Genomic DNA, 22,695 nt, shown 5'->3' with positions numbered 1-22,695 from the left:
CATAGACGATGGTCGATAGAGGCTGACGCGAGCCATAAAATACCCGTTAAGAAACCGACCCAAGGGAGCACTGCGCTTGCGTTCAACGTTATTGATCGACCATTGACTTCCATCTACCAAATTTATAAACAGTTAAAAATCAACGTACTATAAATTTGGTTAGTTGCTTGTAAAGCAGCCTCAAGCTAAAGGCTAATAGCTTGAGGCTGTAGAAGCTATCGACTCTCAACAAAAACAATCAAGAAAAAATGTACATACAACCCATCAAACTAACCTTGCTCAACCACCTGTTTTACTATACTGAGGTATCGGGTGGGAGCAGTTCGGCAGCCATTACGGGCAACTTTATCGGCGATTTGGCGTTGAGCTATGCCTTTCGGCGAATGTTGCAGCCAGTGACTGGTAGCTACGAATACCGCAAACAACCTCACTACGGCGAAATCAAAGATTTTGGTTTTTACTGCACCGTGGCGCCACCCATGGCAGTGCAACGCACTGAAAACTACATTCAAAATACTTTGTTTAACGTAGATGGTTTTTATGATGCAGATCGCATCGAAAAATCGGGCAAATCGCCCTTTAAAAATTTCAGGCAGGTACAAGGCCTGGCAGCAAAGTCTACCTTCACCGCCGTGTTTTTGTCTGCTACACCCCAGGCGTTGCCGCCTGCCATTCGCATAGGTACAGGCAGAAATACCTTGGTGCAAGTAGAGACCCACCCACCTAATGCGGAGGTATGGCTCAATGCTTTTACCCTTAAAACGGTGTTTGGCAACCTCGACAAAGCCCAAAGTCTGTTGCTGCGTGAAAACAAGCTCAACTTTCAATATGTGTTAGAAAACTACGCTCTCATTAAGCAATTGTCGCTCACGGAGGTCAAAGAAATTTTTGAGGAGGTGTTTGCCCATGCGTAGTTTTGAGTTGAGCATTCGCCCCCAATATGTACGGCAAACCAACGCTGAGGCAATTTTTGGCAATGGCAAAAAAGGTTATTTGCACGAGATACAAAGGGTGTTTAAGGAAGATTTTGACGCTTTGCCCACTTTTACCATCATTACCGCCCCCACGGGCACGGGCAAGAGTTACGCCTTTCCTTTTCCTGTGCTAGAGGCAAAGCAGCGCCCCCAGAAGTCTTTTACTACTGATCGCAATTGTGTGGGTTTGGTGGTGTTGCCCACCAATGCTTTGATTGAAGAGCTGGCAAAAAACTTTAGGGAAACCTACCCCCAGCTTAAGGTAGAGGTGATTAACAGCGCCCGGCTCAATGCCGCAGGCAAAAAGGGCTTTGACAGGTTAGAGGCTATCCTGGCTATAGTGCGCGCCAGCGACTTGGTGATCACCAACCCCGACATTATCAATTATACCATGCACGGGGGCTACCACCAATATGCTTTCAATAAACACACAGGACGCAAAGAGTTTCACAACCTATTGGAGCTGTTTGATTACCTCATTTTTGACGAGTACCACTTATACGACGAGGCGCAAATTGCCAATATTCTCACCTTAGCCTATTTGCGAGACTTAATTTTAGACCATAATAACCGCCTCAAATACATTTTTACCTCTGCCACGCCCGAACCCAAACTTAAGGAATTGCTAGAAAGCAACTTTGGGGCAGACGAAGTACGCGAAATTATAGAGCAAATCGTAGATGAACCTACCCAAGCTAGAGCCATTCACGGCAAGCTAGAGGTGTTGTTTTATTGGAGCAATTCGTTTGCCGACACCATAGAAGCCCAATTAGATACTATAGCCCAAGAACTTGCCGAAGGGCGCAAGGCATTGATTATTTTTGACCAATTGCGTGAGGTGCACACTTGGAAAACTCAGCTTGAACAACATTTTGCCCTTGCCCCACACGAAATATACGCCAGCACGGGCTACGCACCCAAAGAAGAAGACAGCCAAACCAAAATAAAACAAGCCCGCTTGATACTTGCCACCAACAAGGCAGAGGTAGGGGTAAACTATGAGGTGCAATATTGCTTGATGCAACCGGGCAAGTTTTACCAAAATTTTGTGCAGCGCTTTGGGCGAGTGGCCAGAGGCAATGAGGAAGGCAAGGTGGTCATTTGCCTCGACAACGCCAGCCAATACAAGGCATTGGCACGTGAGCTTAAAGGCAAAACCATTGCCTATTACGACTTCGTAGAAGCATTGGTGACTCATTTACGCCACCAAGAGTTTTACTCTAAAAAAGTACCCCAATACCTGGGCGAGTATATGTGGTGCATTGAGCACAGTATCAGGCATCACCAAAGCTACCACACCCGCCGCCGCCTGCAACAGCGCCTAGACGATACCCAGTTTTTTAGACAAGTAGAGCACGCCTATAGCCGCTATGTGTTGCTGAGGCAAATCAATGGTTTGATCAAAGATTTGCTTGCCGATGCTTTGAGCACGCCTCCTGAAAAGTTAAGGTCGAGAAGCGTGGCGCAACTACTTGCTGAGCACGAAAAACGCTTGCGTAGTGGATATGATGCACGCCAATGGGCGGAATGGTGGGGGCATTATTTAGACACTTACTTGAGCTTTAGGGATGGCTCGATGGTGGTTAAAATCATAGACCAAGCCCTGGACATAGAGCTCAACTACTCGCTCGACTGGATATTGCAACACAAACAAATATTAGAAGTAAGAAAACTTGAAGATAAGTCACCCCCTACCATAGAATACATAGTGGGAAACCTCAAAGAACGAGACAAGGAGCTACAGTATAATATTGCGACCATTCCCGCCGTGCACGCCCTCGAAAACCGTTTGGTGGACTACCGCGAGAAATGGCAAATACAAAAAAAGTTTCAAGAGGGCATTGCACGCATAGAAGCCAAACTAAAAAAACAAGACTTGACCCAAGTCCACGTACAGCTTCAGCTAGAGTTATTAGACAAACTTCGCTTGCTGTCACTTACCTATGATGCCCACCGGGTAAAAATTGAAAGTATTGCTTCAGACGAGCCTTTGCTATGACCAACATTACAGGAACCCACATCCATTATTTTCATGTATGCTTACGCAAATTGTGGTTGTTTGCCAAAGGCATCCAGATGGAGCATACCTCAGAGGTAGTCCAGGCAGGCAAATTACTGGGCGATACAGCTTATCATCGTCGTCCGGATAAGTACACCGAGCTGGCAATAGGGGGCATCAAGGTAGATTTTTTTGATGCCAAAAATAAGGTAGTACACGAGGTAAAAAAGACCAATAAAATGAGCGATGCCCACATAGCCCAGGTAAAATACTACCTGTATGTACTCGCTCAGCATGGGCTCGACAATGCCAAAGGTCTGCTTGAATATCCACTGCTTAAAGAAAAGCAGGAAGTAATGCTGGAAAAGGAAGACATACCAGTCATTGAAAAGTGGGTGGCAGCCATTCGTTTGTTGATAGACAGCAACACCTGTCCAGACAAAATTGCCCAAAGTTTTTGTCAAAAGTGTGCCTACTATGAGTTTTGCTGGGCTGGGTGACCAGGCTTTTTCTGTTTTAAAACCATTCTATTTTTATGAAAAAATCATACTATTTGTTCAATGCCGGGCGGTTAGAGCGAGAAGATAATACATTAAAGTTTACTATAAGAGACAAAGAAGGGGAGCCTCTAAAAACCAGGTTTTTGCCAGTAGAAGGAGTCAAAGTATTGTATATGTTGGGTAGCCTGGATGCCAATAGTGCTTTGTACAATTTCTTGGGCAAACATCAGGTGACGGTACATTTCTTTGATTATTACGGGCACTATACAGGGTCGTTTATGCCACGCGATTATTTACTGGCGGGGCAGGTACAAATCAATCAGACTAACCACTACCAACAATCTCACAAGCGAATGTTACTGGCAAGTAGGTTTGTAGAAGGGGCAGCGGCCAACATTTTAAGGAACTTACGCCAATACCAAAGCAAGGGTAGGCAAGTGGGTAAACACATTGCTACGATCAATCAATTGATACAACAAGCATTGATAGCTAAAGATGTGCCCACATTGATGGGCATAGAAGGCAACATAAGAAAGGCATACTATGCCGCTTTTGACGAAATTTTGCTGCATTTTAAGATGGGCAACCGCAGCAAGCAGCCCCCGCTCAATGAAGTAAATGCCTTGGTGTCGTTTGGCAACATGATGTGTTATGCTTTGTGCCTGGATATGATTTACCACACCCAGCTCAACCCTACCATTAGTTTTTTGCACGAACCAGGTACCCGGCGTTACTCGTTGGCGCTCGACCTTGCCGAAATCTTTAAACCCATATTGGTAGACCGCCTCATTTTTAATGTGTTGAACCTGAAAAAAATACAAACCAAAGATTTTGACCTTCAGGTAAACAAATGCCTGCTCAAAGAAGCAGGTAAAAAAATATTTGTGAATGCCTGGGACGAACGCCTTAAGAAAACCATTGCTCATAGAACCCTAAAAAAACAAGTAAGTTATGGGCAATTGGTAAAGCTAGAGTGTTATAAAATAGCCAAACATGTATTGAATATGGACGATTATAAACCTTTTAAAATATGGTGGTAATATGTATGTGATATTGGTGTATGATTGTGGAGAGAAAAGAGTAGGTAAAATGCTAAAGCTTTGCCGAAAATACCTGCATTGGATTCAAAACTCGGTGTTTGAGGGGGAAATTACTGAGGTAAAGTTACAAGAATTGAAGCTAAAAGCGGGACAGTTGATGGATAAAAAACAAGATAGTTTGATTATATTCAAGTCGCGGCAAGCCCGTTGGTTAGACAAAGAAGTGATAGGGCAAGAGCGTAATTCGCTGGATAATATCTTATGAAAAGTCTGTAACCTTGCTGGTTTACTTCAATCTTGCGAGGTGCTTTTAGAAGTTGTAATTATAAAGCACTGATAATGAATTGTATAGCAAGTCTGAAACCCTCTAGAGCTTTTTACACTATTGGGGGTTTCAGACTTTGCAAGGTTAAAAATGCCTTCCTTATCTTTGATTTGAGCCTGTAAATGCCCATTTTTAGCCATTATTTCACGGGGCTTAATCGGATCATTCAGAAATTGAAATGAGCTTGTAGATGAGCCAGAAGGCGAAGCTGAAAGGCTTAATCGGATCATTCAGAAATTGAAATCGAGCACGCCCTCAAAGAAAAGAATTTGCAAACGTGGCTTAATCGGATCATTCAGAAATTGAAATATAGTTTGGTATGTCTTTACACAGCCCGTCTACAGGGCTTAATCGGATCATTCAGAAATTGAAATAGAATACCATCAACTACATTGTACCTTAGTCAGTGGCTTAATCGGATCATTCAGAAATTGAAATGTGTGAGTCCCTGGTGTTTTCATCATTGATTATCCTAGGCTTAATCGGATCATTCAGAAATTGAAATCTCGTTTCCAAAATGGCAAACGGAGCGGCGGCCAAAGGCTTAATCGGATCATTCAGAAATTGAAATATCAAAGTAACAAACCAGCACTACCTACCATGTACAGGCTTAATCGGATCATTCAGAAATTGAAATGCATTGCTTGAGTCGGTAGACACAAAGCCCCTAATGGCTTAATCGGATCATTCAGAAATTGAAATATCATCATAGATTTTCTGTTGAGCCAATGAAGAAGGGCTTAATCGGATCATTCAGAAATTGAAATAGCGTGGTGTATTGGATACCATAAGAAAAACACAAGGGCTTAATCGGATCATTCAGAAATTGAAATTATATACCCAGCACGCGGTCGAGTATTCTTTCGGTTGGCTTAATCGGATCATTCAGAAATTGAAATTGAAAACACCCAAACCACCAAAGGAACAAATGATTGGCTTAATCGGATCATTCAGAAATTGAAATTGACCTTGTATAGGTCTGATAAAATGACTGAACCAATGGCTTAATCGGATCATTCAGAAATTGAAATATCATTGTTCCCCAGCAATACACGGTATGGAAGCAGGCTTAATCGGATCATTCAGAAATTGAAATACCCTTGAAAGTCGACTCAAAGTGCCCATTCAAAGGGCTTAATCGGATCATTCAGAAATTGAAATAGGTAAGCCCTGTAAGAGTACTATTCAACGGGTACGGGCTTAATCGGATCATTCAGAAATTGAAATAATTTTTTTGCAATTTCTTTTACATTTTTGCCTTTGGCTTAATCGGATCATTCAGAAATTGAAATAAAAGAGAAAATAAGAGCAAAAAAAATAAACGGTTGGCTTAATCGGATCATTCAGAAATTGAAATTAATTTCTGTCATGTCATGTCCTCCATCCAGGAGGAGGCTTAATCGGATCATTCAGAAATTGAAATACGGTAATTCGTCGGCTTGCTGTAGATGAGCGACTGGCTTAATCGGATCATTCAGAAATTGAAATAAGATTTTGCTTGGTTTTCTGCTACTTGCTTGATAGGCTTAATCGGATCATTCAGAAATTGAAATAAGAGTAAGGTGCGCGCTTCTTTATCTTCCCAGTATTGGCTTAATCGGATCATTCAGAAATTGAAATATTATTATCAAGCTTTACTTCCTCCACATACTCCTCGGCTTAATCGGATCATTCAGAAATTGAAATAAGCAGAAGAGGAGCAACAAAAAATAATCATAATGCGGCTTAATCGGATCATTCAGAAATTGAAATACGGTTTTTGTCGCAATCAAAACACAAACAACCCTTGGCTTAATCGGATCATTCAGAAATTGAAATGGTATAACTTGATCCCCCCGCCATAGGCGATGTCCCGGCTTAATCGGATCATTCAGAAATTGAAATTGAAAAAATGCGCAGAAAACCAAAAGCCCCTCATGGCTTAATCGGATCATTCAGAAATTGAAATTGATTTTGAAGGCGTAAAGATAGAATTGCAAGGAGAAGGCTTAATCGGATCATTCAGAAATTGAAATTCGCTTCATCTTCTGGCACTGGTGGTAAATCCCCCAGGCTTAATCGGATCATTCAGAAATTGAAATGTCGTGGAACTGCATTTGTTTGTTCGTCGCATCGTAGGCTTAATCGGATCATTCAGAAATTGAAATAATGATGGTAATACCATTGGCTTCCCTAACTTAACGGCTTAATCGGATCATTCAGAAATTGAAATCTGTAGTAAAATAGGTAGTATTCATCTTCACGTTTTGGCTTAATCGGATCATTCAGAAATTGAAATACAATGCAGTGATGTCTATGGTCAGGCAAAAAAGCGGCTTAATCGGATCATTCAGAAATTGAAATCTCCTTGTTGGTCTGCAATCTTTTGGGCTGCATCCGGCTTAATCGGATCATTCAGAAATTGAAATTAGTTGGGGGGAGCTCAAACAAAAGGTCGACAAAAAAGGCTTAATCGGATCATTCAGAAATTGAAATGAGTTTCCCGGAATAGGTTGCATTATTTTTCTAATTGGCTTAATCGGATCATTCAGAAATTGAAATATGGTGGGCGCTTTGCTTATAATAAGGGCTGCCCCCGGCTTAATCGGATCATTCAGAAATTGAAATTTAATTCATAACGACACGCTCTGCCCCATGCCAAGGCTTAATCGGATCATTCAGAAATTGAAATGACTCTTCTAGCACAGAAGAATCGTTGCTTTCAACAGGCTTAATCGGATCATTCAGAAATTGAAATAAATTAATTGCTGCTGTTTTGCTGCTGCTGTCGCTGGGCTTAATCGGATCATTCAGAAATTGAAATCTGCAAATTGATAGGTTTGCCCCGCAACCGTTTTCGGCTTAATCGGATCATTCAGAAATTGAAATCTTATCTTTCTTTGAAAACTGTGTATTCACATAACAGGCTTAATCGGATCATTCAGAAATTGAAATGAAGTTATTAAAGGCGACAATGCTTACCACCCCTGGCTTAATCGGATCATTCAGAAATTGAAATGTCGGTTGGCGGGGTAGTGGCTTGCTTTTTTGGTTGGGGGCTTAATCGGATCATTCAGAAATTGAAATCATAAAAGGTACTGTTTTGATCTTATAACAAAGATCAGGCTTAATCGGATCATTCAGAAATTGAAATATAGAAATACAACCTTACATAAAATTGATATTTCAAAGGCTTAATCGGATCATTCAGAAATTGAAATGTACTTGTTTCTATTTTGTTATTTTCACTACCAGTGGCTTAATCGGATCATTCAGAAATTGAAATTCCATCATTCGTAAAGTGTGGGCATATAGGTATCAAAGGCTTAATCGGATCATTCAGAAATTGAAATTATATCTTATAAGCAAAGGTGATAAAAGAAAGTATAGGCTTAATCGGATCATTCAGAAATTGAAATAGGAAGTTCCTATATATAGAGCAGCGATATGAATAAGAGGCTTAATCGGATCATTCAGAAATTGAAATTGATAATGCCTTTTTTTGTTCTGTTTCGCTCCCAGGCTTAATCGGATCATTCAGAAATTGAAATAGTAATGACTAATACCTTTACCTTTCAACAACTGAAGGCTTAATCGGATCATTCAGAAATTGAAATAGCACTGAACTTTACATCTAGCCATCTAGCAAAGAACGGCTTAATCGGATCATTCAGAAATTGAAATCATTTTGCCAGGCAGAAACCTAGAAATCTTTCAAACCGGCTTAATCGGATCATTCAGAAATTGAAATAAGGTCTTCTTTGCCCAGCCCCTGAAAGACCAAGTCTGGCTTAATCGGATCATTCAGAAATTGAAATATGATTTGTTGTGTCTTTGTGTTGCTCGCCAATGCTGGCTTAATCGGATCATTCAGAAATTGAAATAAGTGGCAAAAGATTCTGGTTATCTATTTGCTCAGAGGGGCTTAATCGGATCATTCAGAAATTGAAATTCTGTTTTTTGTTGTCTTCCCTCGCGAAAAATGAAAGGCTTAATTGGATCATTCAGAAATTGAAATGGGCAAGCTACAGAACTACTTCAAAAGAAAAAAATGGCTTAATCGGATCATTCAGAAATTGAAATATGTTCTAATGTTTCAATATCATTACAGTTTTTAACAGGCTTAATTGGATCATTCAGAAATTGAAATAGATGAAGAAACCATCGAGCTAATAGAGCGCTACCAGGCTTAATCGGATCATCCAGCTACCTCATAACAATACAGTGGCTTAATCGGATCATTCAGAAATTGATAACAGTCATGTGCATAAAACTTTCTGAATATATTTAACCCTATCATTCAAAACACCAACCTAAATACTTTTGATTTTAATCCTTGTCTTTAGCTACTATTTTACCTTTGTAATTAACTAAAGCCTAAATAAAGACTTTATACTATCCTCAAATCCCGCCTAGCTTGAGAGCAAAAACATCTCATGAAAATCTACGAGTTTGCCCTCAAAATGCGGGACCTGGCAAGTTCCAAGGTGGAAAAGCTACACAAGCTGGCTGGCAATACCAGGTCTAAGGTAGAACAACTGGGTGCTCAGGCAAGTAAAGCAGCGGGCAAGTTTCAGGAGCGTTTCCCGGTGGCAAGCCGTGCGGTAGCTGCCGTGGGCAACGCCATTTCAAGGGTCATCCGCAAAATGGGCAAACTACGGGGGGTAATGGCTGCGGGAGTGAGCACTGCTTTCAAAGGGCTTAAAAAGACCTTACTTGCTACAGGTGTAGCCGCCACCCTTGCTTTTGGGGTGGCTACCAAAGAAAGTATGAGCTTTAATGCCCAAATGAGCCGGGTGAAGGCAATCAGCAATGCGAATACTGAGGAGTTTCAAGTGCTCAGAAACAAGGCACTGGAAATGGGCAAAAGCACCAAGTTTAGCGCCAGAGAAGCGGGGCAAGGTTTGGAGTACCTGGGAATGGCGGGTTTTTCGGCAAAGGATGCCGCCAGTGCCTTGGGGGGAGTGCTGAACCTGGCGGCGGCTTCGGGCATGGACTTGGGACGCACCGCCGACATTGCCTCCAATGCCATTTCTGCCTTTGGGCTCAGTGCCGACCAAAGCGACCGGGTAGCCGATGTATTTGCCAAAACGATTACTTCCAGTAATACTAACCTCGAAATGCTCGCCGAAAGTATGAAGTACCTGGCACCCACAGCCAGGGCTTTGGGAGTAAGCCTGGAAGAATCAGCTTCGGCAATTGGTATTTTGGGCGATAATGGTTTGCAAGGTTCGGTGGCCACCACTACGTTGGCTTCGGGTTTCAATCGCCTGGCCAAACCCACCCGTCAAATGCGTACCCTGATGAAAGGCTTAGGGATTGAAATGTTTGATGCCAGGGGCAAGTTCAAAGGCATTGCCGGGATGATTCAGGAGCTCAACCGGGTCACGGTCAATATGACCGACAAGCAAAAGCAAGCCACCATTGCCACCCTTTATGGTTCTGAGGCCACCAAAAACATGCTCTCGTTGCTCAACGGAGAAAAGAAGCTAAAAATTGATGCGGCCAATGCTACCCAGGTAGCCCTGATGAAGCGACTCCTTGGGGAAAAGCGTTTGCAGGCTGCCCTCAAAAAAGGGGGAGAGATTACCCTCAAAGGAGCTGAAGCCATCAAGGGCTACGACATTGTGCTCAACACCGCAGCGGGTACCGCCCAGAAAATGGCCAAAACGATGGAAGACAACCTGGCGGGGGATGTGACCAAGGCAAAGTCGGCTTTCAGTGGGCTAATGATTGAAATCGGTGACCGCTTTGATCCTTTCCTGCGCCGCATGACCCAATCAATGACGGGGGTACTCAGTGATTTGGGCGAAAACTTTGGGCAGTATTACAAAGTTTTGAGCGATGCTTTTGCTCCCTTGCGTCAAGCCTTTACCCAGTTCAAACGCGATTTGTTGGGGGCAAAGGGGAGCCTGCACGCTTTTGGTAACGCTTCGCTGGGCGTAAAAGAGGTGGTACAGGGCATTGCCCAGGCAGTCAGCTTTGTCTCTCCTTTTATTGCCACAATGCTTGCTAATATCTCAGGGTTGATTGGTCGCCTGGCCACCACCTTTGCCCCCATGAAAGATCATATTCAGCAGTTGCTCGGTGGGCTGCGCACCAACCTGCTGATGGTCAGTCAGGATGTGTGGAACATTGCGGGCAGCTTGATTGGGGCGTTATCGCCTCTCATTGAAGTAGTGCTCAACGTGGCAAATACGATTATGGACAATTTTGGGCACATCTGGAAGGCAATCACCGGAGTGGTAAATATGGTGTTGCCTTTTGTCTATCAGCTTGCCGATTCGTTTCGGGCAAACGTAGATGTGGGAGGCTTGTTGGGGAATGTCATGGCAGGAGTCACGGCAGTGATTAATGGTTTGCGTCCGGTGCTTTGGGTGATTTTACGCCTGCTTACCCCACTGGGCAAACTCTTTTTGTGGATTGGAGGCATTTTGCTTAAAGTGGTAGGTACAGCCTTTGAGGGTTTGGGTACCATTGTGGGCAAAGTCTTTGGTGGCATTGGTGACTTGTTCAACTGGTTGATTGACAAGTTTAGCTGGGTATTCAACAAAATCAAACAAGGGTTGCGCCTGATTGGGGTGATGTCGAAAGAGGCAGACAGTATGAGCCAGAAACAAAAGGAGAAAAGCAAGCAAGACAAAAAGCCCCAACCCAAGACTCCCGCCGAAGAACAACAGGAAAAGGAAGAAAAAGAGCGTAAAAAACGCCTTAAAAAGCTACAGGATGAGATAGACAGGTTCAATGAAGACCGTAAGAAAAAAACGGTGGATACGATGACTGGTGCGGCTTTCAATACTTTGATTGCACCCGCTAAAAAGCCTGGCCATCCCAAGGTAAACCCTACTGGTGGTAGTAACGAAATTGCCACCACCAGTGCGAGTGGCATGAACAAAATCATGGGGGGAGGCAGCAAACAGGTAAACATTAACATTACCATTGGCAATATCATCGGGATGAATGTAGACAGCATCAATAACCTGGATGCCAAAGGTCAGGAGGTGCAACAATCGGCCGACTTGATTGTACAGGAGATTGTGCGCAAGATCAACGGGGCAATGATGGTGCAGGAGGGGTAGATGCTTTAGCAGGTGTATTATTTATTACTTACTTTTGGAGAAGTTGTCTCATTATTTGAATACTACAACCCTCTGGTTAATTTATGAAAACGGTAAAATGATATTTAGCTTCACTTTACCATTTTCAAATAATTATCTAATTAAATCTTGCTGAAAACTTCTTCGAAATGAGTTTCAAAACGTGTCAAGTCTTTTTCTATTTCTGCATTTTTCATTACATCGTAGCTCACAAAGGTAGGTAAAGGTTCAAAACCAAACCATTTGAAATTGAGGTGCATGGGTAAAAATAAGTCATCTTCACTGATACCAGCAAAAAACTTTTCGTCGGGGTTGTTAAATGCCTCTTTAGGAGCGTTACAAGTGAGCGATAGCATGTATTTGCCTTTAAGCAATCCACCTAGCCCATAATTTTCTTTAGGAGCTTTTGCTGTTCTGCCATCTCCTGCCGACATCTCACCCATCATTCCAGCCGTGAACACTTCGTCCATATACTTTTTAAAGCTCCAAGACACTCCCATCCAGTTAATAGGAGTTTGTAAAAGAACTACATCTGCCCATTTGTACTTCGCTATTTCTTCTTCTACATCATAACCTTTTTGTACTTCAGTAGTTTTCACTTCATAGCCTTTTTTCTTAAGTAATTTGGCGGCTTTTTCTACAAGCGTAGCGTTGAATTTTCCCTGCGAAAATTCATAATATTGATGTCCATTGATAATGAATGCTTTTTTCATCGTTTCTGTATTTACAAGTATTTTTATGCTTATAACAAAAGATATTGATTTTAATTACTTCCAGCTACTTTTACCATTACCTCCATTAGTTCATCCGGGTCAGGTCGGTTACGATAGTCAGGTTCGCTTTCAGCATATTGAATTATACCTGCCTGATTTACCAAAAAGCGGGCAGGCATAGGCAATGCCCATTCAGAGTTACCATGTTGTATGGTAAGGTCTATATTAAACTGATTATGGTACACTACCTTCAGGTCTTCGGGCAAGGTAAACTTTAGCCCAAATGCTGCCGCAAGTTCATTATTAGCGTCGTGTAAAATATCAAAATTCAGCTTTTGCATATCGCTTATTTTCTTCAAGAATTGGGGTTGTTCTGGTGATACTGCAATCAATTTTGCTCCGGCGGCGTTTATTTCTGTTACATATTTTTTCAGGTTAGCAAGGTCAGCATTGCAATATGGGCACCATACACCTCGATAAAAAGTAATCACCAGTGCCCCTTTATTAAGCAATTGCTGACTATCAATTGGGTTTTGATCTTGATTAAGTAGATTAAAAGCAGGCATCTTTTGACCTGGTTTAAGTACTTTTTCTTGAATACCCGATTGTTTAAGATCTTCGGTGGCACCATGCATTACCTTGAGATAGTCGGCGGGCAAATTGCCCTCAATTCTTTCTTTGATACTTTGTAATCTTTGTTGGAAGTTCATATCGTTAAATTTGATAAATAATTATCTTAAATCGTTTTTACAGATGCAAAGTAAATACATACCTTTGTATTGTGGAAATAGATTTTTCAGATTACACTTATCGCTTTTATCAATAATGAATCTTCAGTTTATAAAATATTTTGTAACCCTTGCTGAAACCAAAAACTTTACTCAGGCTGCCGCCAAAAACTTTGTAGTGCAATCAACCTTTTCGACAGGTATCAAAAAGCTGGAAACTCATTTTGGGTCTCCGCTTTTTCACCGTGATAAACGTAATGTGAGCCTAACAAACAAAGGCAAGGCGCTGTTGCCTAAAGCCAGGCAATTACTGGCAGTATGGCATCAAATAGAAACTGGCTTTGACAATCTGGAATCGAAAGAGTTAAAAGTAGGACTACTAAATAATATATTGATGGAGGCGATTTTACCTCGCATTCACCGTTTTAAACAACAGTATATAGATTATACATTTAGCCTAAGTGAGGGTAATGAAACCCAACTGATGGAACGTTTAACTAAAAATGAGTTAGATTGTATTATTATAAAAGATACTCCCATAAACAAACAGGTACTAGAGTCTATATTCTTGTATGAGGAAAAGCTCACCCTGGCAATAGCTGATCACCACCCTCTTGCCAACAAACGTAAAATAGAACTCAAGGCATTACAAGGTTTGCCCTTTATTGAGCGTAGACACTGTACATTGTTTGACGAAGTTTTTGAAGAGTTGCACCGTCAGCAAATTCAAATCAATCAAGTGTTTTCGTCTGATAATGATGAGTTAGTACGAGGATTGATAGCTTTGGAGGTAGGGTGTTCACTTATGAGCCAACCCATACAGGCACAACCTGGTATTGCCTATATACCATTGGATGGGGTGAGCTTTACGAGTCGTATTATGATGATTTGGAAAAAAAACCATCACTTTCCGGCTTTAGATAAGTTTATCAAGTCATAAAGCTATTTAAGAATATTTCATTGTAATTATAATTACAGAATACTTGTTGCGTTGGTACAAGCATTAAGGAACGTGATCGCCCCGTAAACGGGATTTCGGGCGTAGATCTCAACAATAGCTGTCCGATTTAGAACAAATTAGCTTTGCAGCGCTTAAACTTCGTTTCTTTGTCAACTTTCGTTACCCTGACAGTTCCGCCGGAACTATGAGCTTTTTTAGCTGTAGCTATAGCAGCAGCAAAAAATGCCTCAGCCTTGAGTTTGTGCCCTCAAGCTCAATACTTATTTTGAACATATTCCTAAATAAAGCTATAGGCACTTATTGCCTACAGCTTTATAGGCGTGTTTCCTTAGCTGTTTTACAGAGAAAGGTCACTAAAAACCAATAATTTCACAACTCATTGATTATCAGAACGTAAAACTTTTTTATTTTAAAATTAACCTTTGTTAGTACTTATTAAGCCCCAAATTGAGTTTGTAAATACATTAGTTCCTTAGCAGCAAAGCACTGATCTACAAAGGATGCATTCATGAGCCTATGGCAAGCTTGGATTCTGCATCCATGATTATTTTTATGTATAACCCCATATAAAAGCATGTATTCCCAAAAATTAGCATCATTTAAAGATTGTAGCTTTTGTTTCAACAATTGTGTATAAGAAATTAGGGGAGTTTTTGGAGGTGGTGTTTCTGAACTATCCATCATTATTTTTTTATGTTTTGTGTTGTGTAATTATAAAACCTATGAAGGTTTTTTGCCTGTCTTCTAAAGTACTGTAGTTCTTTAAAAGCAAATCCCTCATTTACAAAATTAGCATTCAGTAATAGTTGACTTGCATTATCACGGCTGTATTGAAAGTTTTGGGGAATAACACCATACATTCCTGCATAGTGCCAAAAGGTTTTGTCGTCTAATAGATGAACAGTTTCCATCCACTGTTTTACATACTGTCCTTGGGTATTTCTGAGTTTTACCATTTTGCATAGAGGATATAAAAAAAGTTGAATTGATTGATGAAGAAAAAAACAAGGGATAAAATATCCCCTGCTTTTAAGTGTAAGGTAATATTAGAACAGGCAAATTCACTTATGATTTTTCCAAGGAAATGTTATACAACCTTGCAAGCATACATAAACATAGCCATCATATAAACGTCAACATTGTTGATTTTTAATTCAGGCAACTTTACACCTTCTAATATATAACCCTTAACAATGCTGTCGTTAATCATTTTTAAGCGTAGCAACCCAAAAAAGAGCATTACAGCAAAGGCTAATTCAGTCTGAGCAAATCTTAACTTACATTTTTTATAGGGGTAGAGTGAAAACCTAAATGCCGTAGTTCTTTTTTTGCAAAACTATGATTCATTCTGCTTGCTTTTAATAGCATTATGGTGGCTTTGTACCTGTCGTATTGGAAGTTTTCGGCAACTAAACCATAAAATTGGGCATATTGCCAAAATGCTTGGTCATTGAGATTGTCTAAGCAACTGACTAATTGTTGGATATAGTTATTTGCAGATCTAGTGTTAGTATTTGGTTGACGATTCATAACATTTAATTTAGGATATATTTAGTATTGTTGCATAAAAATCAAGAAAATCAGTACTTTCCTGACTCCAAAATACCCCGCTAAAGTAGCGGATAAGCATCAGCTTTTGATCTTTGAACTACTTCTGCAATTGTTGGTTGTTATTCATTCTTTTTTCATTATCAGTTTTCAATTAACAGGGTAGTTACTTATGTTTCGGGCAATTAAGTGTATTAATTAAGTGTTTGAGCTGTGTTGTAATTACAGACGCTAATATCGGTTAAGTTAGCTGCTAAATGCAAATTTTTATGGGGGATTAAGAGAGGACATACAAGTGGATATAGCATACTTAAATAAATTTTAAAATACTGATTTTCAATAACTTAAAACAGATTTATCGACTTTATCACCCGGATAGCAATGTTAATTTTCAAGGTTAAAAACAGGTAGTGATATGAATAAAGTTAACCTTGTGTTGAGGCTAAACTCATAAAGAAATACCCTGCTTGATGACCCAGGTTTAACACTGTAGGTGTAGTTTATCAGGTATGGACAGAAATAATAGAAAGTCAGCAATTTTGTTTAGAAGTATTTAAAATACTAATCGTTGTTACAAGATATTTCTTGCCTGAAAAAACGTTTTTGAAGCAATCATTTTGAACGGCTTAATCAAGGGGTGCTCGCAAAGAACTTTTGGAAGGCATTTACATCAAAACTTGATGTAGCAAAAACAGGCTTAACTCCACCTGAACAAGGCAATGAAAAAAAGCTGGGTAAAGTAATAGTTGAGGGGTCCCTTTTGCAAAGTAAATCTTATTGAAGCAAGGTTTTATAACTCATAAAACAGAGACCTACAACCTGAGAGGTTTTCACCTGAGACGAAATAAATTCGAGAAAGTAAGCCAAGCTTGCACCACAATTATTCCAATTATATTCTGTAGTGCAGTGTCGAACAACTAAAATACAGCAAATGTCAGCTTATAACTTCACTCCTATCCATAAAATATCATCACGTTGTTCTACGCCTACCATGTATTTAAAAAGTATATTCATTAGTTTATTTTTTTGGCGTTTCATTGGTAATTGATGGTGTTTTTCCAGTATTCTTAAAAGACGATCTGTACCAAACCTTTCAGATGCTTTATTATTTTGATCAGCAAATCCATCGGAACCCATATAAAGCAGGCTGCCTTTAGGAAGTAACATTTGATGATTTGCAAACTCACGTTTCTTTAAACGCATGCCTCCTATTGATTTACGAGTACCTCGAATACAATGAATTTTGTTGTTTTGGGGTAATATATAGTTTAGGCTCTGTCTTGCCCCGGCAAAAGTTACTTGTACTACTTGCGATGAGTTGGATTCAATAGTAAGTACAGCGGCATCTAGTCCTATATCCACATAGCGATTTTTATCATCCATCAGTTTTTGCTGAAACACTTGTTGCATTTTGTTCAGAATAGTAGCAGGAGATGCCATTTGCTCAACATTAATTATCTGATCAAGTAATTTGTGGGCAATCATTGTAGTAAAAGCACCAGGTACCCCATGTCCAGTACAGTCGCCCACCACCATTACCTTTGTATTGTTGACCTCTGTTGCCCAATAAAAATCACCTGAAACTACATCTTTGGGCAGGTACAGCACAAAAAAATCACTAAAAATAGAAAAGAGACATTCTTTAGTTGGAAGAAAAGCTTTTTGAATTCGCCTGGCAGCCCTGAAACTTTGCCCTGTACGATCTTTGTACAGCGAAAGCACTTGCTTTTGTTCTTCCAGCATATCTCTTTGTGCTGTGATTTCCTCTTTACTCACTTCTAGCACTTCATTCTTATATCTCAGTTCTTGCTGTTGGTTAATTAATATGTTGTTTAACTGTTGTTTGACACGGCGACTTTTATTAGTATAGAATGCAAAAAGTAATGTAACCAATAACCCCAAAGAAACTGATAGAAGAGTGCGATACTGAAGACGATTGGTTAAATCTTTTTGTATAATTTTGGCATTAAGCAACGCCTTTTCATGAGTTTGAACTCGCTGTATAGAGTCTTTTTCTTTGTTGAAAGCATGTTTTGCCTGCAGCAGGGCAATTTTTCTGGTAACGCCTACATTATGCAAACTATCTGACGCTTCTTTGAAAACCTGATAACTTTGATAGGCTTTTTTGTAATTACCTAAAGCTTTGTAGACTTTAGCTTGAGTTTTGGCAGCTATCTTCACAAGCGACAGCCTATGTTGTTTGCGAGCTGCCTCCATCCCCTCGTTGATCAATGCCAAGGCTTGGGTGAGGTTTCCCAGGTAGTAACAAGCTATTCCCCAATAAATTTTATTTTGTAGCCGAGCACTTATATCTATATGATTCATTTTTTTTACCTTACTAAAATAAACAATTGCCTGAGGAAAGTTTTTCTTTTCTACCTCCAAATGCCCTAAGTTAAGGTACGTATCAGCTAACCCTTGCGAATTATTAGTAAGTTTTGATAGTTTCAGCGCTTTTTGAAAAAATATGCCAGCCAGCCGATAGTCATTATTATCTTCATATAAATTTCCTATGTTATTGTAACAGTAAATCAAACTGTTTTTATTTTTGAGTCGTTCACGAAATTTTGCAGACTTTAATAAAAACTCCATAGCTAGAGGGTAATCTTGTTGCTGAGCATGAATAATTCCAATGGCTTCATAACATTTGGCAATTTCTTTGATGTGATTATTTTTCTTATAGGTCGAAAGTGCTTTTTGGTAATAATCCAACGCCTTGGGGTAATTGCCATTGTACCAATAAGTAATCCCAAGAGAATAATTGATCTGGGCTATTGTCATTTCATCGTCTAACTCATCTTCCATGGCAATTATTTTAAAATAATACTTCCTGGCTTTTTCGTACTCATTCTTATCTTTATATACCAAGCCTATATACCAATAACTACGTGCTAATAAATGCTTATTATTTAACTTTAATTTGATATTTAAAGATAAGTGGTGGTAATCAAGCGCTTTTTTGTATAATGCCTGATTACTATAAATCAATCCAATATTATCATATACTTTCGCTATATCTGTTTGTCGGTTTAGTTGGGTATAGATTTGCAAGGCTTTGTGATAGTACTCAATTGCTTCGTTGTATTTGGCCTGCCTCCAGTAAAGCCTGCCTATACTGGAATACACTCTTGCATACCCCCTTAGGTATTTTATTTTTTGATACAAGGTCAAGGCTTGATTATGTGATTGAAGCGCTTTTTTAAACTCCCTGGTTTTTTGATAAAGGTAGCCTTTGTCGTTGTAAAGCAAAGCAGTCTGAGCATCATTACCCGAGCCCTCCGACATACTAATTGCGTGATCATAATACCCAAACGCCTCATCAATCTTGCCTTGGTCTACTTTAATAAGCGCCAATATATCATAGCTATCAGCTGCTTTTGATTGATGATTTAGTTGTAAGGCTATTTGTATGGATTTATGTATATATGTAGCAGCAGAATCGAGCTTCTCCCACCTCCAATAAGCATTGCCAATATTATAATAAGTGTTGAATATTTCGTCCAAATTTCCTATTTGCTGTTTTATCTTGAGAGACTTTTGATAATACTTGATTGATTTAGGATAGTTTTTCTGGTATTGATAGAGGGCCCCTAAACCATTATAACCTTTTGCTTCACCTAACAAATACTTTACTTTTTTGGAAATATGTAGCACTCGACCATATAGCGTCAAGGCTTTCTCATAACTTTGACTCTCCATAAAACCCGCACCAATGGCATAATAAGACTCGACTTTTCCTTCAGTAAAGTCGACTTTCTCGGCCAAACGAAGCGCTTTTTGGGCATAATGCTGGTTTTTTTCCAGGTTTGCCCGACGGTACTGCCAAGCAATTGAATTGTATATTTCTATCCTCCGATGATCAGAGGTAATATTTGGTAATTGGCGGTTTAACGAGTCAATTATTTTTTGATTCTGGGCAGTTACCAACATGGGCAACAGGAGACATAAAGCTGAAAATAAAACTTTCATAATTGGCTGATTTAGATAATATGTTTTGTGAAGATATTTGTAAATACAGTAACTGGTCTTTCGCACCATTTTCACGAAATATTATTTTTTTCAAATTAAAAAATAAGATACTTTATTTTGTGAATTTTCTTTTTAGTACATACTGTTTAATAATGAAGTCTAAAAAATTAGCCTAACCACGTAAAAGTACGATAAAACAGTGTGAATTATGAATTTTCGTTTTTAACCTGAAATAATGTTTTATTGTAGTTGATTGATTTTCAGATACTTATTAAATGCAAGTTTTTAAATAAAGGTGCGAAAGATCAGCAGTAAGTGTTAATAGTAAAAAAAGGAGTCAGAAACTCCTTCTTTTACACACTTGCCCTCATCTATCCTTGGCAAGGAGATTTTTATCCCTATTATTCTACTTTTTAATATTTTTTATCCACTCTTTGAGAAGCTCAAGACTTTCTTGATGCACCGTTTGCCTGCCCAGTTCGGGCATTCTTATGCCAGGATCAGTAGCTTCAAGGCGGGTAATAACCAAAGATTGATTAGGTTCTCCTGGTAGTATGTCATATTTAGCATACTGTGCGGCTCTGCCTGCGGCAATAGGAGATTTATACACGCCAAGCTTTGCCATATTTTGTTCGTGGATATATAAAAATAAGCCAGAGGTATTGGCGGGTCCATCTGGACGGTGACAATGCCCACAGTTGATGTCTAACCAAATACGGGCACGGGCGTTGAGGTCTCCTGTAGAAGGATCATTCCATACAGGAGCTTTGGGCACATTACTTAATGCAGGTAAACCTTGTAGCATCCCTGTTTTTTGCCAGTACAGCAATTGATTTATTTTTTTGTGCTTATCTGGGTAAATAAAATTGCCGTTCAATTGTCGGGCACTGGGACCAATCGGCATCATTTTTCTGCCCCGCACATGACACCCCTTACATTGGTTCATATTAGGAATCATATACCCTAATTTGCGAGTTTGTCCTTTCTTATCTATCCAACTTACTTGCTTGGTTTCTCCGGCAATTTCAAGCATAGCATCAGTTTGTTCTTCATTCCATACATAAGGCAATGCCTTCCAGCCATTGGCTTCATGTATTAGCAAACGTGTTTCTACCAGGCGCCTGCCCTTAGAGGGGTCACGGGCATCTATGGGATAAAAAAAGTTTTTGATCAGAGTAGTACCGACAGGAAACTCGAATACTTCTTTGGCATTGTAACTGGCTTTTTTACCTTTAGGTAGCTTTATAAAGCGTGCTTTTTGAGCGTAGTCAGAAAAAAGAGGGGTATTGAGTGTATAAGGCATTACGCCTTTAGCAGGTAGTAATTCAGCTAATTTACCTCTGAAAAAACCATACAGCGAGAGCTTCAATGGATAGTTATTAACAAAACCTCTGGAGCGAGGTACTAGCGTATGCCCAAGGGTCAAAGTAAACACAAGAGCACTAAAAGCAAATAGATATACTTTTCTTGTCATCTGCTGGTACATAAAATAGAGGATAACAGGGAAATTGGTCTTCCCCATAAATGATTCTTTTTAAGTGATCAATATGTTGTGTAGGTTGAAAGCTTATTTAAAACCTTCATCAGCTAATTTGAGATAAAAAAATAGTTTGTACAATAATTTTATAGCCATTTATGATGGACAACAAAGAGGACACACGCCTGTAAATAAAACTTAAAACTCTGACTTTAAACCACTTATCATTCATACAAATAAACTCTGAAACTAAAGTGATGTAACAAATTCCTTACAGGATAAACTTTGAGGAAGTGCACCCGCCCAGGATACCGTTCTATGGATTAGCTGTTCAGAGCTTAAACCAGGTTATTTTTGTAGTTTTACTAAACCAATTGGTTAGATGAAATTGCTAAGTTGATGCATTAAATTATGCCAACAGAGATGTTGGCTTTTGTATAAAATGAAGGAGTAAAGGGGAAGCTTGATAAACCTCCCCTTAAATTATTTATTTTTGATTAGCTAGTTTTTTCTGAAGTGTTTCGATGGCTTGTGCCTGCTTTTTCAACTGCTTTTGTTGAGCAATAGTATGCAAGGTCAATACTTCCAGATTTTTAAGCAATGCCTTGGTCATTTCATTAAGTTCAAAACCTTCGCTCAATACCTTTTTAGCAGAAGGTACATTGGGTAAATGTTTGTTTTTTTGAACATAAGACTCTATTTCACCTAAGCTTTGCAACTGGTAATCTTTTTCAAAGACATAATCTGGCCAGCTACCGCTTGGTAAGGTAGTGAGGTTTTCTGTGATAATTTTACCATCTACAGACAAACGATAGTCGTCACCTACAGGACGTTTACCTGCATAATTACCTTGTCGGTCACCACCAATCACATCTCCTATTTGCATAAATTTAGCCTCGAAGACGCCTCCAGACCTAAACAAAAACTCCCAGCGATTAGCAGCACTCCCTTGAGGGTCACGTCCTACATATAATCCAGTATTATTATTAGAACGGTGAAATCTCCAGGTATCTTTATTGTCAATAGATCCATCAAAAACTACATTTTGTCTAACAGTGGTAGTTTGTGCTTGCGCCTGGTCTTGTGTTGCGATCAAGAAAAAGCTCAATGCAAAGATTGATAATGCATATTTAAAAATTTTCATTATTCTAATCGTTATAAGGTGGAAAAAAAGTGTAATATAATTGTGATATTTACATTGGCTAATTTGGGGCAGGGGATCATATATTGCAACTTTTATGTAGGTGGTTTTTGAGGACATTTTGCGGCATAAATGCTTATTAATAAACATATAAAAACCTGTAATACCAATAGTCCGTACAAAAATAGTCAAGTAGATTGTGTTTTATGTATTCATAGTCCCCAATTGAATGACTTCCTGAATA

Annotated in this window: 14 protein-coding genes and 1 CRISPR repeat array; of the genes, 7 read left to right on the top strand and 7 right to left on the bottom strand. The window is 39.5% G+C overall.

Translation table 11 applies throughout. The annotated features are described in order from the left end of the window. Positions 1 to 248 precede the first annotated feature (248 nt). The 6 genes from cas5d to Q0954_RS19685 all read left to right on the top strand — a co-directional run bounded on the left by cas5d (position 249) and on the right by Q0954_RS19685 (position 11,896). Positions 249 to 914 carry a type I-D CRISPR-associated protein Cas5/Csc1 gene (gene cas5d, locus Q0954_RS19710; protein ID WP_299459316.1) on the top strand — a complete coding sequence of 222 codons (666 nt, stop codon included), beginning with the start codon at positions 249 to 251 and terminating at the stop codon, positions 912 to 914. Next, entirely contained in the window at positions 907 to 2,973 is a 2,067-nt protein-coding gene (gene cas3, locus Q0954_RS19705) for a type I-D CRISPR-associated helicase Cas3' (protein ID WP_299459315.1), read from the top strand. The genes cas5d and cas3 overlap by 8 nt, the downstream gene beginning before the upstream one ends. Beyond that, the gene (locus tag Q0954_RS19700) at positions 2,970 to 3,473 is read left to right on the top strand and encodes a CRISPR-associated protein Cas4 (RefSeq protein ID WP_299459314.1); all 504 of its coding nucleotides are present in this window, start codon (positions 2,970 to 2,972) and stop codon (positions 3,471 to 3,473) included. Before cas3 ends, Q0954_RS19700 begins: the two co-directional genes overlap by 4 nt. Before the next feature lie 35 nt (positions 3,474 to 3,508). Further along, on the top strand, positions 3,509 to 4,513 hold the full coding sequence (gene cas1b, locus Q0954_RS19695; protein WP_299459313.1) for a type I-B CRISPR-associated endonuclease Cas1b: 1,005 nt from the start codon (positions 3,509 to 3,511) through the stop codon (positions 4,511 to 4,513). A gap of 1 nt (position 4,514) precedes the next feature. Next, a complete protein-coding gene (cas2, locus tag Q0954_RS19690; RefSeq protein WP_299459312.1) occupies positions 4,515 to 4,778 on the top strand; it encodes a CRISPR-associated endonuclease Cas2 in 264 nt (87 codons plus the stop codon). Between the two features lie 210 nt (positions 4,779 to 4,988). Continuing rightward, positions 4,989 to 9,033: a CRISPR direct-repeat array (repeat unit 30 nt; unit sequence GGCTTAATCGGATCATTCAGAAATTGAAAT). 220 nt (positions 9,034 to 9,253) lie between these two features. Then, positions 9,254 to 11,896, top strand: a complete 2,643-nt coding sequence (locus Q0954_RS19685; protein ID WP_299459311.1) for a phage tail tape measure protein — start codon at positions 9,254 to 9,256, stop codon at positions 11,894 to 11,896. 140 nt (positions 11,897 to 12,036) lie between these two features. Here the strand turns inward: Q0954_RS19685 and Q0954_RS19680 are convergent, their stop codons facing one another. Together Q0954_RS19680 and Q0954_RS19675 are read right to left on the bottom strand one after the other, a co-directional pair. After that, on the bottom strand, positions 12,037 to 12,627 hold the full coding sequence (locus Q0954_RS19680) for an NAD(P)H-dependent oxidoreductase (RefSeq protein ID WP_299459310.1): 591 nt from the start codon (positions 12,625 to 12,627) through the stop codon (positions 12,037 to 12,039). 50 nt (positions 12,628 to 12,677) lie between these two features. Continuing rightward, positions 12,678 to 13,337 (bottom strand): peroxiredoxin-like family protein, encoded by a 660-nt coding sequence (locus Q0954_RS19675; RefSeq protein ID WP_299459309.1) that lies wholly within the window; start codon positions 13,335 to 13,337, stop codon positions 12,678 to 12,680. 115 nt (positions 13,338 to 13,452) lie between these two features. Here Q0954_RS19675 and Q0954_RS19670 point away from each other — a divergent pair, with 115 nt between their 5' ends. Continuing rightward, positions 13,453 to 14,295 (top strand): LysR family transcriptional regulator, encoded by an 843-nt coding sequence (locus Q0954_RS19670; RefSeq protein ID WP_299459308.1) that lies wholly within the window; start codon positions 13,453 to 13,455, stop codon positions 14,293 to 14,295. 456 nt (positions 14,296 to 14,751) lie between these two features. On the opposite strand, the gene Q0954_RS19665 is transcribed toward Q0954_RS19670, so the two are convergent. The 5 genes from Q0954_RS19665 to Q0954_RS19645 form a co-directional block, all read right to left on the bottom strand. Beyond that, a complete protein-coding gene (locus Q0954_RS19665) occupies positions 14,752 to 15,000 on the bottom strand; it encodes a hypothetical protein (RefSeq protein ID WP_299459307.1) in 249 nt (82 codons plus the stop codon). After that, entirely contained in the window at positions 15,000 to 15,272 is a 273-nt protein-coding gene (locus tag Q0954_RS19660) for a hypothetical protein (protein WP_299459306.1), read from the bottom strand. Before Q0954_RS19660 ends, Q0954_RS19665 begins: the two co-directional genes overlap by 1 nt. A 1,531-nt stretch (positions 15,273 to 16,803) precedes the next feature. Then, positions 16,804 to 19,833: a tetratricopeptide repeat protein gene (locus Q0954_RS19655; protein WP_299459305.1), complete on the bottom strand. Its 3,030-nt coding sequence runs from the start codon at positions 19,831 to 19,833 to the stop codon at positions 16,804 to 16,806. Between the two features lie 406 nt (positions 19,834 to 20,239). After that, positions 20,240 to 21,355 carry an SO2930 family diheme c-type cytochrome gene (locus Q0954_RS19650; protein ID WP_299459304.1) on the bottom strand — a complete coding sequence of 372 codons (1,116 nt, stop codon included), beginning with the start codon at positions 21,353 to 21,355 and terminating at the stop codon, positions 20,240 to 20,242. 442 nt (positions 21,356 to 21,797) lie between these two features. Further along, positions 21,798 to 22,454 carry a hypothetical protein gene (locus Q0954_RS19645; RefSeq protein WP_299459303.1) on the bottom strand — a complete coding sequence of 219 codons (657 nt, stop codon included), beginning with the start codon at positions 22,452 to 22,454 and terminating at the stop codon, positions 21,798 to 21,800. Positions 22,455 to 22,695 lie beyond the last annotated feature (241 nt).

It is taken from the genome of uncultured Microscilla sp., from assembly GCF_947493425.1.
Taxonomy (GTDB): Bacteria; Bacteroidota; Bacteroidia; order Cytophagales; family Microscillaceae; genus Microscilla.
This window is presented reverse-complemented; position numbering and strand designations above follow the sequence as displayed.

What these genes read in the sequence shown, in the direction of transcription:
- Q0954_RS19700 (WP_299459314.1), top strand. Translation starts at nt 2,970, where the DNA reads ATGACCAACATTACAGGAACCCACATCCATTATTTTCATGTATGCTTA.
- cas5d (WP_299459316.1), top strand. Translation starts at nt 249, where the DNA reads ATGTACATACAACCCATCAAACTAACCTTGCTCAACCACCTGTTTTAC.
- Q0954_RS19680 (WP_299459310.1), bottom strand. Translation starts at nt 12,627, where the DNA reads ATGAAAAAAGCATTCATTATCAATGGACATCAATATTATGAATTTTCG.
- Q0954_RS19665 (WP_299459307.1), bottom strand. Translation starts at nt 15,000, where the DNA reads ATGATGGATAGTTCAGAAACACCACCTCCAAAAACTCCCCTAATTTCT.
- Q0954_RS19660 (WP_299459306.1), bottom strand. Translation starts at nt 15,272, where the DNA reads ATGGTAAAACTCAGAAATACCCAAGGACAGTATGTAAAACAGTGGATG.
- cas2 (WP_299459312.1), top strand. Translation starts at nt 4,515, where the DNA reads ATGTATGTGATATTGGTGTATGATTGTGGAGAGAAAAGAGTAGGTAAA.
- cas3 (WP_299459315.1), top strand. Translation starts at nt 907, where the DNA reads ATGCGTAGTTTTGAGTTGAGCATTCGCCCCCAATATGTACGGCAAACC.
- Q0954_RS19645 (WP_299459303.1), bottom strand. Translation starts at nt 22,454, where the DNA reads ATGAAAATTTTTAAATATGCATTATCAATCTTTGCATTGAGCTTTTTC.
- Q0954_RS19655 (WP_299459305.1), bottom strand. Translation starts at nt 19,833, where the DNA reads ATGAAAGTTTTATTTTCAGCTTTATGTCTCCTGTTGCCCATGTTGGTA.
- Q0954_RS19675 (WP_299459309.1), bottom strand. Translation starts at nt 13,337, where the DNA reads ATGAACTTCCAACAAAGATTACAAAGTATCAAAGAAAGAATTGAGGGC.
- Q0954_RS19650 (WP_299459304.1), bottom strand. Translation starts at nt 21,355, where the DNA reads ATGGGGAAGACCAATTTCCCTGTTATCCTCTATTTTATGTACCAGCAG.
- Q0954_RS19685 (WP_299459311.1), top strand. Translation starts at nt 9,254, where the DNA reads ATGAAAATCTACGAGTTTGCCCTCAAAATGCGGGACCTGGCAAGTTCC.
- Q0954_RS19670 (WP_299459308.1), top strand. Translation starts at nt 13,453, where the DNA reads ATGAATCTTCAGTTTATAAAATATTTTGTAACCCTTGCTGAAACCAAA.
- cas1b (WP_299459313.1), top strand. Translation starts at nt 3,509, where the DNA reads ATGAAAAAATCATACTATTTGTTCAATGCCGGGCGGTTAGAGCGAGAA.